This is a genomic window from Sphingomonas sp. PP-CC-3A-396, from assembly GCF_004343105.1.
Taxonomy (GTDB): Bacteria; Pseudomonadota; Alphaproteobacteria; order Sphingomonadales; family Sphingomonadaceae; genus Sphingomonas.
The window spans coordinates 218,325-232,762 of sequence record NZ_SLYF01000005.1 but is presented as its reverse complement, the minus strand read 5'-3'; the positions used below and the strand labels follow the sequence as shown (position 1 = coordinate 232,762).

Sequence of the window (14,438 nt, the reverse complement as noted above, 5' to 3'; positions counted from 1 at the left end):
GGATACCCTTGCCTTCCGAAAGCACGCAAGACTGCTTGTCCACAAACGCGAGAAACCTATCATAGCCGAGAAAGCTACGGCCAATCAGAACAAAACGGGATTCAAGCAGCGTGTTTCAAACTCTCGATCCCTTGGTCTCTCTGGCTTTCTCCCTACGCGCCAGTCCGGGCGTGTACGGCCTGATGCTGGGTTCCGGTATCTCTCGGGCGGCAGGAATTCCGACCGGCTGGGAAGTTGTCCTCGATTTGATTCGGCGCCTTGCCGCTGCCCAGGATGTCTCGCCAAGCGACGCGCCCGATCGCTGGTACGCAGAGACTTTCGGGAAGGAAGCCAACTATTCGGAGCTCCTGGACTCCCTGTGTCGCAGCCAAACTGATCGCCAGCAGCTTCTCAAAGGCTATTTCGAGCCGACTGAGGAGGAGCGCGAGCAGGGTCTCAAACTCCCGACGGCTGCGCATCACGCGATCGCGGAATTAATGGCAGCCGGTTTGGTGAGGGTCGTCGTGACGACAAACTTCGACCGGTTGCTCGAACAGGCGCTTGAGCAGCGGGGGATCGTGCCGGTCGTCATCGGGAGCGCAGATCAGGCGGCCGGGATGATCCCGCTAACACACCAGAAGCACTGCATCATCAAGGTACACGGCGACTATCTCGACACGCGGATCCTAAACACTGACGAGGAACTTTCCGCATACGATCCCGCGATGGAATCACTCGTCGAACGCGTGATCGACGAGTTCGGTCTGATCGTTTGCGGCTGGTCGGCAACCTGGGATACCGCACTGCGAGCGGTTATCGAGCGGGCAACCAACCGGCGCTATGCCTGCTTCTGGACCTCTGTCGGCGAGCCGTCTCAGGAAGCGAAAGCCGTCATCTCAAGCCGACGGGCGGAGACCGTCGCGATTACATCTGCCGACGGCTTCTTCGAAGGCCTTCTCGCTCGTGTTCACGGCCTCGAAGAGTTTGATCGGCCGCATCCGCTGAGCGTCCAAGCGGCGATCGGTGCGGCCAAGCGGTATCTTGCCGACGACAGCCAGCGTATCCGCCTGCATGACCTCTATCGGGACGTGCTGAAGGATGCGGTCGCAGTTTGGCGGGGACCAAAATTTCCCGCGCACGGCGCTGTCGTGCCGAGTGTCGACACGACAGCTGAGCGCGTGAAGGCGTATGACGCTGCCGCCACGACGATCATCGGCCTGAATGCCACGATCGCTCGCTGGTCGCGCGGCGAGCAGGATGATCTGCTTGTTTCTGCGATCGGGGAAGTAGGCAAAGAAAATCTCCACGACGGGTCGCAATATACCGCCTGGGCAAGCCTTCGCGGTTATCCGGCGACGCTCATGCTTTACGCCGCGGGCATGGCAAGTTTGCTGGCAGATCGCCCAGCATTGCTTTCAAGACTACTGACCGCGCGAACGCCGACCATCAACAACAAGAAAGCGCTGGCAGTCGGACATCTCGCGCCGCCACATCTCATTGATCGCCCGATGCTCTTCGGCCTCTTCAACGGTCAGCCGCGGCACGTGCCGATGAGCGATTGGTTGCACAACACGTTGCGATCGACGTTCCACCCGCTCGTTGCCGATGACGAGGACTATTTGCTCCTCTTTGACACGTTCGAGTATTATTTCGCGTTGGCATATCTTGCTGCCGGCGTCAGCAACAGCGGTTGGGTGCCCGTCGGTGCTTGGGCCGCTTACCGGCATGACAATCTCTCGACAATCATCGCCGGGTTAAAGGGTAGCGAGGTGCGCTTCGCTGGCAAGGCGTTCGCGTCCGCGTGTCCGGTGCTGACCCAGAACGGCGAGACCATCGAGGCGAATATCGCTGCGGTCCATGCTTTCCAATCCAAGCTCAGCTTCCACTGATATGCCGCCTCCAATCAAATATGAGCGGCAGCTCTGCGAGGCCACCATCCGCTTCTACGAAGCGGAATGCGGTGCTCTCCGCGAGAACGTTCGTTTCCCCGAAGAGGATGGCGTCGACCGTCAGGTGGACTGCCTGTTTTCAATCGGCGAGCGGCATTTTGCGATCGAGCACACCATCGTTGAAGCGTTCGAGCGGCAGATCAACAGCGGGAAGGACTTTTCCGATTTTGCGGCGCCGATCGTGGAGGCAGTCGAAGGCCGGCTTCCGCATCTGGGTATCTATTATCTGACGTTCCCGATCGAACCGTGTGTCGGACTGCACCGTCGCCGACACGCGGCCGTCCAGGCAGACATAGCGGCTTGGTGCCTTGCGGCTGCCGAGGAAATTCACGCGGCAGGCCCGGAGGCGGTCGAGCGTCGCGGCGTGCCGTACCATGAAGGTGTACGCTCAACGATAATCGCCGGGATACCGTTGACCATGTCGCGGAGAGCTTCGTTTTCCGACAGCGCGCGGCATGTTGGCCGCTTCTTCGTCTAGCGCGATGCAGGACTAGACGTCGAGGGTATGCGGGCGTCCCGGCTGTCGATCACCCTTGAGAAAAAACTGGAGAAGCTTGCCGAGCGTAGAGCCAACGGTGACGAGACCATCCTGCTACTAGAGAACCGTGACGTCGCGCTGTCGAACCATATCCTGGTAGCGCAAAGCCTCGATCAATTGCTCGATGTTCGCCCCGACCGGCCCTACGATATCCTTTATGTCGATGTCCTCGACGAGCGCGATTGGACCTTGTGGCCGATATTCCGCGATGGCCGCATCGCACTCGAGACATGCGATTATGTAGAGTTCGACGGTGCCGAAATCACGTTATCGCTCGCCCGTGGTTCAGCCGCTGTGTCTTAGGGGAGACGTAAAGAATCGCGAGATTCGGTGCACAGTGAATATCAATGCATCTCACTAATCGATTTAATATAAGATATACTATCAAGCCACGGAGGCGGCTGCTATTAATTCATAGGCCGTTTTAGTTTGCGGATCGTGCCATTTGTTCGCTCTCGACGAACAAGAGCGACATTTCGCAAACCCGAGCTACGTTCGATGTCTCGCTCGCCTTCGGCCAGCGGAGATGGGGCTGCGTCCACGATATTTGCTCATGATCGAATGGCGGAAATCGAGATACGAATATTGCTGCGCGGATGGCCGTTTTTGGGTCTGCCCTCGGCAGTTCGGCCGCGGCAGCTCACGACCAGTTCAAGACATTCGGCGTCGTCAATGTGAGCGCCGGCTTTTGCAAAAAGCCGCCATTCGGATCGCGTAAACCGGTCGGCTTTGCGCCTTGATGGCCTCCACAGCTAAGTGTCTCTAAAGCATGCTTCGTTTGGGCCGCATGAACACCGATAAGCCCAACCTAGGCGGTCAGTGGAGGCCTTGGACGAGGTAGTCTCGTATCTGATAGAGATTCACGCCGAAGTTCTCAGCGTCCTCTGGGCGGATGACGATTGACAGCCGGTTGGAGAAGACCTGATCCTTCGACCCGTCCGCGAACGACTGCGCCATGCGTTCGGACATCTTCTTTCGCGGGTATCCAGTGCGCCCTCGGCCGGTGCCCATCAGCGGGACCGATAGGTTCTTGAGTTCCCCGTGCGTGAGTATGAATGCCCAAAGAGAGGATAGCGCATCTTCCACCTCCCGGATTGTGGTGCTTGCGGTGCCTTGCGCATTCAGACGTGACATGGCGACAAAATAGAATGTCCGGCCGTGGCCCTTCACCCGAGCGACCGTGCCGATGGCATATTCGATTCCCTTGCCGGGCGCGTCCACTCGCGGTGTTCCGTTCGCGTTGGCTAGATCGATCTGTAGCTGCTTGTCGATCTCGTCTGTGTTGGACTGAAAGAAGCGGGTCGCAACCTGCCCCTGCAAGCTGTCCGTCGCTATCAGCCCGTTCGCCATGCTCGTGTCGAAGGTCGTGTTGGTGCTAACGACAACATCATTGGTGCCAGCGAAAATGTCGCCGATGCGGACCTCCACGACATAGTCACGGCCCGGCACCTTGTAAGAGACGCGCGTAATCGGGCGACGGGTGACCACAACGTAGATGATTGCAAAAGCAATCATCGGGAAGATCGCGTAGGCGCTATACTGATTCTTATTATAAATCCCTAGGAAGTCTAGGATTTCCATGAAGAGATATAGAGCGCCAACCGTGGCCAGCAACTTCGCGAGCGCTTCCCCTGAAAATAGGGCATAGCGCCAGAAAGAATATGTCGCGATGGACTTGAAGAAGTACTTCATTAGCTACAGGCCGAGTGATTTGTAAACATGGTCGTAGTAATAGAACCATCCTGATTTGCCGCCCCTGCGGTGAGCGGCATGACTCGATGGCCAATCATTCATGGCGTAAGTTATGATCTTTTCGTTAAATGGCACATAGACTGCCAGCGCGTCTTTCATTGACGGCGGGCAACGCTCGTCCTGACTCCTGCTTCCGTTGATGTTGATCGCAACGATCGGCAGGTCGAGCCTGATGGCTGTCTCGATCTCCCACCTCACGAATTTCGTCAGGTAGCGGGTGCTTTCGCCGATCAACACCAAAAACAGCTTGGAATTCACAAACCGCTCGCGGAGCTGGCGCTTGATACTTTCCTCTTGGCTAGAATCGCGTGCGGTGTTGAGGTCATGCGCGTTATGGATTTCGAAGTTGAACCCCTCGTGCGCTGACCACGCTGTCATCAGGCGATAGTAGTGCATGTCCTTGTCGCCATCGAAAGCGATGTAGGTCTTGTTCCGGTATGCCATCACCCCTCCCACGGCACGATCATGCCCGTGCTTAGTTATATCGTGGCCGGACCGTCTGGCAATGAAATCGACCTGCCATGCTTATCTGCAAATCCGCGCTAGGCATTAAGAGGCACTCCGTCGCCAAGCCGTGCGGACAAGAGCTGAATGTCGGTTTCTGACAAGAGCTGATGCCCAGCCTGTGACGTGGGAACGACAGTTTTGTTCCAAGAAGCGTCGATCTCGCTTTTGGCGGCAGTCGACCAACTGACGCCGATTGATGGTCCAGGTGCGAACGGCGGTACTGTATAAAGCTGCCACTCGCCTACGCTCCGACGGTAGGATACGAGACTCGGCAATGGCCTCTTATTCCAACCTCCTCGACAAAGTCTTGGCCGACACCGCTACCTGCCAAGACGAAACCACCCCAGAGTTTAGAGCTCGTGCCGCCGGCAATTACCCGCCGCTCGGAGCATTTCTCGGGCTCGGATACCCAACCACCGACGCGGCACTCGACGCCGTTTGCGAGATCGCCGACCGCTTCCGTATCAATGACAAGACCATCGAGCTGACCGTCACGCGAGACCAGTGGCGCGTGACCGTTTCGAACGCCATCGGCGCCAACCTAGACGCGCTACTGCACGAGGCCGACCCGAGGAAAAGATGGTCAATGATGCGCGACAGGCTCAAGGAGGTCGGAGGCAAAGCCGGTATGGATCTTGTCCATTACACGGCAGTCTGGCTGTTCGTCGGTCAGGAACTCGAGCCTTTCTCAATCGGCCCCGTTCGCTTCTTCCCGCGAGATGCTTGGGCCGATGAAGTCGGCGCTCGCCTCGGTTCGGAGCCGGAGTGGCGAGAGCCGCTGACCTTACTGTGGGCTGGCCGACGACTGCACGGACGCTCCTGGCTCGCGGGTGCGAAGGCGCTGCTGCAAGGGCTCGTGGCAAGGCAGCTGACTTGGTCAAACTGGCGGGGCACCTTTCGCTTCCATAGCGAAGCTGCCGAGCCGCGGCGCAATTCAGACGCCCGCTCCATGGTCCGCTTCGCACACCCTGACCAGTGGATCGCTAGCGCGCACGTGATCGGCTTCGGCCGGGACGCCTCAAATAAACGTGGCCTCCTCGCGACGCGTGTAGCGCTCGACACCATCCGGCTTGTCCTTGCGCAGGGTCACCGGCATCTGATCCGCACTGCATCAGATGATGCCGCCCCTTTATCGGCCGACGGGGTCAGTCAGTTGCAGGGGGCTGACGTGTCACGACGTTGGCAGATGAACCGACCCGGCGTAAGCGGTGCGCCTCACCTAGCGCAAACAATCATCACGTCGTATACCTCGCTCTTCAAAGCTGCGGGGCGCTGCATAGAGGCGGCGACAAACATATCTTCCGCGCATCCTTGCCCGAAACTCGCGGAGCGCTGGCTCAACGCCTGCCATTGGTTCGGACGTGCATGCCTCTCCGATGCCGACTTCACCGCTGTGGTTATGCTAGTGATCTCGCTCGACGTGCTTTGCGGTGGGCTGATGGACAGAGGCATCGTCGAACTCGTCGCCCGCTTGCATGACATCCCAGCATCCCAACAGGTGCTGCCGGGGATGACCCTAAAGAAGCTCGTCGAGGACACGTATAAGCTTCGCTCTGAAGTCGCTCACGGTTCAATCCTTGCCGTTAATGGGCAATTAGACGTCGAACGATCACGACTTGAGAGTCTCGCAGCGGTCGCTATCACGGAGTACGGCATTAAGCTCGACTTGTATGCGACGCAAGGCGGCGCGGATGATCGCGATGACTTTCGGGTATCACTTCCGACATTTAAGCCATAAGACGATAGTCGCTGCAGGGACAGGGTGCGGAGTGTTCGCGATAATATTTAGATTTTCCTAGAGGTCAGGATGAGACATACTCGTTGTCACATGAGAAATCCTGCATCAGTACGTCCACCAAGCCGCTGTTTCGTTGGAACTGAACCCGTTTTTGGAATGAGCTGCCAAAACTGGGCCATCCACCCCGCATGAGTCGGAAATAATCAAAATTGTATAGAAACTCGTCAAACAGATCCGGATCGTAGTACTTGATCGTATACTGAAGATTTATGCGAATGGCTTCGTACTTGCAGGAAAACTCTTCGGCGTACGCGCTCGCCTGCCGGAATACGATCCATTCGAGGCCGTTGGTCGCAATAGCGTACCTGGATCCCAACCGGTCAAAATAGCGCAAGGTCTGGTCGATGGGACTGTAGGAATGTTCGTAGCCATGCGGCGCGTTCAGACACGTCGAAACCTTCTTCGCCTCGATAATGCCAAACTCGTTGCCATAGAAGCCGATCTTGAAATCCGGCCTCATGCCGAGGCCATCCTCATCCCGGACCTGTTGAACCGTTTGCCGGATGGAGCGGGTGGGGAAGCTTAGGAGATGAAGCGTTGGGATAATACACAGGCAGATCGTGTCAGCTTCGTGCCAGGAATCTCTGTCGGCTTGCCACACGTCGTAAATATCGCGGAGCTGCCAGAGCGCTTGGGTATGTAGCTCGGGGCGAACACGTGGGAAGTAGAAAGACATGCGGAAACGCCGGAAAAGGGAACGTGCACGCGGGCTAGCATGACGTTTCGCACCCGCCCACTCCCTATCAATGAAAGAAGCAGCGACGGCCGCTTTGCGGCCGGTCGTTGATGGTGACCCAACCTCAACTAAACGAAAAGCACATGTCTCAGGCGACCCGCTGCCAGAAATAGCGCGTTTGATCATCGAGACATAATAGGGTTGCAAATGGCAGGTCGCGGCAAAGGCTGCCGTTCCGAAAACATGCGGGGAACGGCGCCTTTGTCCCACGATTCGACGTTCACCTTCAATGAACGACCCATCTCAGTCATTCAGCCGCCAATTTCGGCTCGTCAGGAGCGGATCGGCAGCTTTCCCTTGTAGCATGCGGAAGCCGGGCGCTTTGCGGTCTCATGCCCAAGCAGCCTCAACCGAGAAGGGTTGGGCTTGGTCGGAACTAACCGGCCTTTCCGTCGCAATACCCGTCATCCAACGTAGAAGTGATCGGCTTCCAGAGTTAGCAGGGAGGATTAACGATACCCCCTTTCGCTTCTAGTTGGGGGCTTGCTAGATTTGCTAGGTTTGAGGGACGGTTTATTCCCTGGTGTGGTTTTGTTATCACGGCGGCGCTGATCCAGTTTCCCTGTTGATTTTGCTATCGGCTTTGGACCCGGTTTAAGTGCCATGGATGCTCTCCTTTTCAGTTGAAATTAATCCTGCGCAACTTCTGCCTGGGCTTTAGGAGACAGCGGCATTGCGTAACAGTCCGCACGGGTGCTGAATGAAGTCAAGGTGGAATGATATTCGTGCAGTACTAATACCCAATAAAATCAACAGGCGGGGCTGGAGGCATGCTTTACAGTGGCTATGAACGGCCGTGCGGGCGATTGCGTTGCTACGCCTGGGCGATGTTCTGAGCGCCTGCCGTCGGCCTGGATTGGCTTCAGCTTCGGGCACATGCCAAATTCAACCGACCTGAATTAATGGTGGCGCCCGCAAATAAGACCGTCGATTGTCGGCCCTGCATGTTAGGGAGGGCTTCGAATGGCGGATGACGAGGACGGAAAGCGCATCTGTCATCAGTGCGTCGGCGACAGCCATCTCAAGGCGTTGATTGTGAAGGATGGCGCTGTCGGCGAGTGCTCCTACTGCGCTGACGACGAGGAGGCCTGCATCTCGGTTGAGGGCCTCGCTGACCACGTCGAGGGGGCGTTCGATCGACACTACCAGCGCACCTCGGATCAGCCCGACATGTATGAATCGATGCTGCTGCGCGACAAAGAGATCGACTACGACTGGGATCGCCACGGCGAGCCGGTGATCGACGTCATTGGACAGGCGGCCGTCGTGGAGGAGGAGGTTGCCCAGGACGTGCTCGACATCCTTTCGGATCGACATGGCGACTGGGAGTCGGCCCAGATGGGGGAAGAGACCGAGTTTGATCCGGACAGCCACTATGAATGGAAGCGGCCGAGTTCGGGCGAAATCGCCGCCGAATGGTATGGGCTGGAGCGGTCGTTGAAGCTGCGGTCGCGCTATTTCAATCCACAGGCTGAGAGCCTGTTGAAGCGGCTGTTCGACGATCTGGAGAAGCTGTTCACCCATGATGGTCGATCGGTCGTGGTGGAGGCGGGGCCGGACTTGGCGATCAGGTGTTTCAACCGTGCCCGGGCCTTCCATCATTCACATGAACTCGACGAGGCGATGATCAGGCCGGATCTGCATCTCGGGCCCCCGCCCGCGAACCGGGCAAAGGCTGGGCGCATGAACGCGCATGGGATCGCGGTCTTCTATGGCGCGGACGACCGGGATATTGCGCTTGCCGAGGTTCGGCCGCCGGTCGGCAGCAGAGCGTTGGTCGGCGAGTTTGAGCTGCTCCGGACGGTCAGACTGCTCGACGTGTCGGCGCTGGAGGCGGTCTATTTCGATGGGAGCGTATTCGATTCGGCATATGCCGAGCAGCGCTCGCTGGCGCGTTTCCTAGGCAGGCTGGGCGACCGCATTACGATCCCGGTTATGCCGGACGATGAGCCGACGGAGTATCTGATAACGCAGATGATCGCCGACTATCTCGCGCGACGGCCGGCGCCAGGTCTCGATGGTATTTTATTCAAGTCTGTCCAGAGGCCGGGGGAAAAACGGAACGTGGTGCTGTTCCACCACGCCTCGCGGGTCGAGGCGATCGAGATACCAGAGGATGTGAAGGTTTCGGTGCACCAGTTTCAGTCGAGTGACGATGGACCAGAGCCGGACTACACCGTGATGGAAGAGATGCCCCCGGCGGCTGAGCCTCCGGCTGAACCCGAGCCCGACACGGATTTTGCCTTGGGAAGTATGACGGATTCTCGACCAGAGATGTTCTGGTTCGATCCTGACGTGGATGAACGCGAGCCGTATCTCAGGATGAACAGGGACACGCTGATCGTTCGTCATGTGACCGGTGTAACATTCGACACGACTGATTACGCTGTGCATCGGCATCGCTCGAAGAAGCACGACCTGTTCTGATCTACGCCGTCGCTTGCATATGGTGGATCGCGTAGGCTTAATGTGCCGATGGCGGGAAGTCCGAGCGAAGAAGAGATCATGGCCGCCATTGAGGCGTCTGGCTACCTCATGGAGCAGGAGGTGGCTACGCAGCTCGAGAGGCGCGGCTTGCACGTCCGAACGAACGTGGCGTTCGAGGATTCCGAGGAGGGGAAGTCGCGGGAGATCGACGTGACGGCGATTACCCGGGTGGCGGTGGACGAGACCGAGAAGGTCGGCGCGCTGGTTGAGCTGTTGGTGGAGTGCAAAAACACCGCAAACCCGTTCGTCTTCATCGCGAGGCCGAAGAACGAGGCCGATCGGCGGAGGACGCCGGAGGAGTTTGTCTTTCCCTATGAATACAAGATGTCGAAAGACCTGGGTGGCGGACGAAGCACCTATCGACCTCTCCCTCCTTTCAACCATCTGGGCTTCGACAAGGTGTTCGACGCGCATGTGAAGCCGTGGAAGGCTGTGCAGTTCTGCCGGATCGATCGGCAGGGCAAGGGCTGGCACGCGAACCACGGCGGACTCTACGATGCAATTTTTTATCCGATGGCGAAGGCCCTGAACGCCCGTCGAAAGGAGCGGCCCAAGCCGACCCGAGCCGAGGATTGGCACTACATATGGCTGTATTTCCCCCTTGTCGTCACGTCGGGGGATCTCTTCCTGATCGATGCGAGTGTTGAAGCGCCGCGGCCCGAGCCGGTCGACCACGTCTCCTTCGAGCGCGAGCTGAAGTCGGCGAAGCTGTCCGGATCGTTCATGGTGACGTTCGTCCGTCAGCGGGCACTGGAGCGTTTCATGGCAGACGTGGTCGATCCCTTGTCGACGCTGTGTCGCGATCTGATCGAGAACCGGCTTGCCTTCATGAGGGAAAACGATCTGCCTTGGGTGGACTAGGTGCAGGCCTTCCCCGCTCACAGCCCGAACTTCGCTTTGGCAGCGACCTGGCAGACGCCGGCCAGCCCATGGCTCTCGATCCCGGACTTCACCGCGTCGGCATAGGCTGTCGGGCAGAAGCTTTATGTCAGCTTCTGGCCAGATCCGCCGCTCAACAAGCCGCGAGGGAACGGCAGGAAAGTCCCACTTTTTGCCCTCCGAGGAAGGCTTTGATGCCGATCAAGCGACCGTCTGGCTAAGATTAACGAGCGTCTGAAGTTGGGAAAGCCGGGGAGGGGCGTGAGCGTCTGCTTCTGGGTCTGGCCGGAAGCTGTAGGGCAGGGTGCCTTCGCCCACTTGCGGACGTTGACACCGCAATTGTAACTTCCCGATAACGGACGTTGGATCGTATATCAGGTGACGCGCACCCGGGGGCGCAGGGAGATTGTCGTGAAGCGTCGACTTATCTTAGCCACTTGTACGTCGATGATATTCGCGCCGTTCGCGGCTAACATCTATCTCATGGAAACCCGTCCGGTGATGGCCGTAGGCTCTCGTTTCGCGGCCGTTCCTGCCGATTGGCTTTGCGGGCGCGTGTATTCGGGACCTTACTGCGTCGAGATAACCGAACGCGACAGGCATCTCGAAAAGTGGTCACTCCTTTTGTTTATCCTCGTCGGCCTGCCCGCCCTTCTCCGTCAAATGCCTGACGTACTGAAACGACAAAGATCGAGGTTGGTAGCTCGGGTGTCGAAACGACAGGCTTTCAAACAATAAGCGGCCTGTCCGCTTTCCTTCCATTCCCGCCAGTCCGCTTCCGCCCAGTTGCAGTCGTTCAGCCGCATGGCATAACCCGCAGATGGTCAGCGTACGCCTGCCTCTGGGCAAATCTCTCGTCTGGGTGCTCTCCACCTTCGTGATCCTCGGGCTTCCCGCGACAAGCTGGATTTACTTGCCCGCTGTAGGAAAGTCGGGGGTACTTTCGCCCGAGGCCGACACGATCATCATACCGATGATGACTAGTATCTTCCTTGCTGCCCTGCTTGTGCCCGTCGTTTGCGGGATAACGTGGCTCTGCCTCCGTGGAAACGATAATGCTGGCAGCCTGCTGGCGTGGGACGGAACCCGACCCATCCGTAGCTCCATGGTGACGCTGTGCTTCGCAATCCCGTTCTGCTTTGGGCTTTCGTCGTTAATAGATGAGCTCGCCGCGCCGCCCGGCTGGCACGGCCTTTGGTGGTTGCCTTATACGCTGGTCACGCTGTTTTGGCTGGCTGTGATGCGCGGGTCGGCCCTCTCAAAGCGGAATGGCAGATAACCTCCCCATCCCGGCCATTCCGTTTCGCCCAGCCCGCGCTTCTACGGCGTTCTGGATATGGTCGCCGCTTCCGCATTTGATAGGCTGCCGAGATATTTGAAATGACCGCTGGTGCAGGTTGCGGCCACCTTCATACGCGCAACCGGCGCGAACTTTGCGGTGAACACTATGGTGCCGACAGTAACCGCGACGTCGCCCAGTTTCGAAACCGTCAAGGAAAAGGGGATCGCTCCAGTGGCGGGTACGCGACCTTGAGTTATCTCTTTAAGAATACCGCGTTGCATCTCGATATGATCAACATCTAATGCCGTCGCGTCGTCTGCCGGAGCATTCATCTGAAATCCCACACCGTTCTTATCATCTGCGCTGATGATCGCTACACTGGCGGACGGAACATAGTCTTTCGACGCCATTACGAGTGCGGAGATCGTGCCGACAACCGTGACAGGCAGCACCACGATCTGTGCTTCCGTACTAAATTGGTCGACCGGTGCGTCACAGTCGAATTGCAGCGGTGTCTGGGCATTAGAGATCGATGGTGCACCCAGCGTCCCCGTTAATAACCCAATGACGATCATCAAACGGGCATGTTTCGCCATTCCATCGTCTCCACGTTACATGCCGTTCTTATCGTACGCAGCCCTTAACATTGCCAAGCTTATGTTTAGCGGGTGCGATCTCCGAGACTATCGCCAATGGCTATGTCGCGCGGCGCGGAGCGGCGACGACGCGGGTCGCCAGCTAGCCCCGCTCGAAACCCAACTTCCGCATCGCGTTGTCCAAGATGTAGGTCGGGGCCGATCTGGCAAACTGCATGATTGGTAACAGTTCGCCCATAGTCGGTCACTTACCAAGCATCTTCGCTTCATAATTGCGGACGTAGGAAAAACCGACGATCATGCGCCATGGCCAACCTCCGTATCGATCGAAATGCTCTACCCAAGCCGTGGGCCAACCCGCTCATATTCGTTCTGACCGGCAGTGGTTGCAGCGTGGAGGCAGAGATTGAGCAGGAAGCAGCCATCGAATACCAAAGCGCGTGGCGTTCAGGCGGCGCATTCGCGCTTGCGCCACAGCAAACCGAGTATTTCGTCCAAAGCGTCGAGGATGCCGCAAACCGGATGTTGTCCACCGGTGACCCGGCCAGTTCCCCTCGACTTCTTCTAAGATGGGCGGATCTGAACCCGAGCGAACAGGGTAGCTAAGGCCATCTGAGCGCCCGAAAACGAACGGGCGGCTTTCCTTCCCCATCACGACATTCGCGAGCGGGTAGCCGGGCTTCAAAATCGGTTATTCTCAAGGATGAACCAGCGTCCGAAGTTGGGAGGCAGGGAAGTGCGCCTGAACGTCCACTTGTGGGTCTTGGCTGCCGATCCTAGGAGTAGACCAACGCCCGATTGCGGGCGTTCTGCACCCCGGTCATAGAAAGTGAAGGTAGAACTCGATCATCGGCTGGCTATAAAAGAAGGATGACACGAGCGCAGTCAGCAGCGATTCCCTACCGTCGAGCCGCCGACAACAGCCTTGAGGTCCTGCTTGTCACATCGCGCCGGCAAGGGCGATGGGTTCTGCCGAAGGGTAACGTCAAACAGGGGATGCTGCCTCACACATCGGCAGCACGCGAGGCCTTTGAGGAGGCCGGTGTCGTTGGCTTGATCGAGCGACTTCCTCTTGGATCGTATAGTCAGCGTAAGGTAGCTGCTAATGGCGCAGCCACAGATGTTCGGGTCTGCGCCTACGCGATGTTGGTAAACCAGGAACTCAGGAATTGGCCGGAACGGGCTGTTCGACGTCGTAAATGGATGAGAGTACGCGACGCGGTAGAACAAGTACGCGACACCGCCTTGCGCTCGATCCTTGCATCGTTCGAGAATGAATTCTCGTCTCGCGACGTGTTTGAATGACGGCTCGCCATCCATAACGGGAACGAGCTGGCTCCATCATGCGATTAACTCGCCCCAAAGGAGTTGATCATGATCAAGAAGCTACTCATCGTCGCTGTCGCAACCACCGTTATCGCTGCTCCGGCCTATGCCGACAGGCCCGGCAAAAGTTGGATCAGCAGCGCAAAGGTCAAGAACATGCTGGCCAAGCGCGGCTACCGCGTGACGAAGTTGGAAGCTGACGATGGCCATTGGGAAGGCGAAGCTCGCAAGGCCAACGCCAACTATGAGTTCCACGTCGATCCACGTTCTGGTGCGATCACAAAGATGGAACGCGATCACAACTGATTTAGCCCCGCAGGCCGGGGGCTCTCAGAAGCCCTCGGCGTGCTCTGGCTCTCCTGCAAACGTGAGATAACAAGCAGAAATCCTAGCTGGTCCGCATCTGCCGCACGGCGATGTCCCCCGCCAGTCCCCGGCCGCGGTCGGGTGACCGCGCCGATGCAGTGATGGACGGGATCATGCTCTGCCTCCTCACAGAAATGGCCTGATGCACGCGAGGTCTCCAAACACCAAGAGCATTGAATGAGCGGACGACCGGAGTTCGGAACCATAGTTCGTGACTTGAACGACGGCTTCTGAGTCAATTGC

At 57.9% G+C, this 14,438-nt stretch carries 14 protein-coding genes; 10 read left to right on the top strand and 4 right to left on the bottom strand.

Annotated features, from left to right (window positions below; translation table 11 throughout):
- Positions 1–110: 110 nt before the first annotated feature.
- Genes C8J40_RS11545 through C8J40_RS11535 form a run of 3 tightly spaced genes read left to right on the top strand, consistent with a single transcriptional unit; the run spans position 111 to position 2,769 of the window.
- Positions 111–1,868: an SIR2 family protein gene (locus tag C8J40_RS11545; RefSeq protein WP_132897164.1), complete on the top strand. Its 1,758-nt coding sequence runs from the start codon at positions 111–113 to the stop codon at positions 1,866–1,868.
- Positions 1,837–2,406 carry a hypothetical protein gene (locus tag C8J40_RS11540; RefSeq protein ID WP_132897163.1) on the top strand — a complete coding sequence of 190 codons (570 nt, stop codon included), beginning with the start codon at positions 1,837–1,839 and terminating at the stop codon, positions 2,404–2,406. The genes C8J40_RS11545 and C8J40_RS11540 overlap by 32 nt, the downstream gene beginning before the upstream one ends.
- Positions 2,407–2,433: 27 nt before the next feature.
- Positions 2,434–2,769, top strand: coding sequence for a hypothetical protein (locus C8J40_RS11535; protein WP_132897162.1), 336 nt, complete (start codon positions 2,434–2,436; stop codon positions 2,767–2,769).
- Positions 2,770–3,282: 513 nt separating this feature from the next.
- On the opposite strand, the gene C8J40_RS11530 is transcribed toward C8J40_RS11535, so the two are convergent.
- Both C8J40_RS11530 and C8J40_RS11525 read right to left on the bottom strand, forming a co-directional pair.
- Complete coding sequence (locus tag C8J40_RS11530) at positions 3,283–4,158, bottom strand: macro domain-containing protein (protein WP_132897161.1); 876 nt, start codon at positions 4,156–4,158, stop codon at positions 3,283–3,285.
- 3 nt (positions 4,159–4,161) lie between these two features.
- Entirely contained in the window at positions 4,162–4,662 is a 501-nt protein-coding gene (locus C8J40_RS11525; RefSeq protein ID WP_132897160.1) for a TIR domain-containing protein, read from the bottom strand.
- A gap of 337 nt (positions 4,663–4,999) precedes the next feature.
- Here C8J40_RS11525 and C8J40_RS11520 point away from each other — a divergent pair, with 337 nt between their 5' ends.
- Positions 5,000–6,463 (top strand): HEPN domain-containing protein, encoded by a 1,464-nt coding sequence (locus C8J40_RS11520; RefSeq protein WP_132897159.1) that lies wholly within the window; start codon positions 5,000–5,002, stop codon positions 6,461–6,463.
- 64 nt (positions 6,464–6,527) lie between these two features.
- On the opposite strand, the gene C8J40_RS11515 is transcribed toward C8J40_RS11520, so the two are convergent.
- A complete protein-coding gene (locus C8J40_RS11515) occupies positions 6,528–7,385 on the bottom strand; it encodes a hypothetical protein (protein ID WP_165911435.1) in 858 nt (285 codons plus the stop codon).
- 837 nt (positions 7,386–8,222) lie between these two features.
- Between C8J40_RS11515 and C8J40_RS11510 the strand changes: the two genes are divergently transcribed.
- The 3 genes from C8J40_RS11510 to C8J40_RS20320 all read left to right on the top strand — a co-directional run bounded on the left by C8J40_RS11510 (position 8,223) and on the right by C8J40_RS20320 (position 11,904).
- Positions 8,223–9,686 (top strand): RES family NAD+ phosphorylase, encoded by a 1,464-nt coding sequence (locus C8J40_RS11510; protein ID WP_132897157.1) that lies wholly within the window; start codon positions 8,223–8,225, stop codon positions 9,684–9,686.
- A gap of 78 nt (positions 9,687–9,764) precedes the next feature.
- Positions 9,765–10,607 (top strand): hypothetical protein, encoded by an 843-nt coding sequence (locus C8J40_RS11505; protein WP_132897156.1) that lies wholly within the window; start codon positions 9,765–9,767, stop codon positions 10,605–10,607.
- A gap of 838 nt (positions 10,608–11,445) precedes the next feature.
- Positions 11,446–11,904: a hypothetical protein gene (locus C8J40_RS20320; protein WP_165911434.1), complete on the top strand. Its 459-nt coding sequence runs from the start codon at positions 11,446–11,448 to the stop codon at positions 11,902–11,904.
- A 41-nt stretch (positions 11,905–11,945) separates the two neighbouring features.
- Here C8J40_RS20320 and C8J40_RS11500 read toward each other — a convergent pair whose 3' ends face one another.
- Entirely contained in the window at positions 11,946–12,503 is a 558-nt protein-coding gene (locus C8J40_RS11500; protein WP_132897155.1) for a hypothetical protein, read from the bottom strand.
- 306 nt (positions 12,504–12,809) lie between these two features.
- Between C8J40_RS11500 and C8J40_RS11495 the strand changes: the two genes are divergently transcribed.
- From C8J40_RS11495 to C8J40_RS11485, 3 genes are all read left to right on the top strand, one after another.
- The gene (locus C8J40_RS11495; RefSeq protein ID WP_132897154.1) at positions 12,810–13,109 is read left to right on the top strand and encodes a hypothetical protein; all 300 of its coding nucleotides are present in this window, start codon (positions 12,810–12,812) and stop codon (positions 13,107–13,109) included.
- Between the two features lie 264 nt (positions 13,110–13,373).
- Complete coding sequence (locus tag C8J40_RS11490) at positions 13,374–13,808, top strand: NUDIX hydrolase (protein WP_132897153.1); 435 nt, start codon at positions 13,374–13,376, stop codon at positions 13,806–13,808.
- Positions 13,809–13,877: 69 nt separating this feature from the next.
- Positions 13,878–14,135 carry a PepSY domain-containing protein gene (locus tag C8J40_RS11485; RefSeq protein ID WP_132897152.1) on the top strand — a complete coding sequence of 86 codons (258 nt, stop codon included), beginning with the start codon at positions 13,878–13,880 and terminating at the stop codon, positions 14,133–14,135.
- Positions 14,136–14,438: the final 303 nt, after the last annotated feature.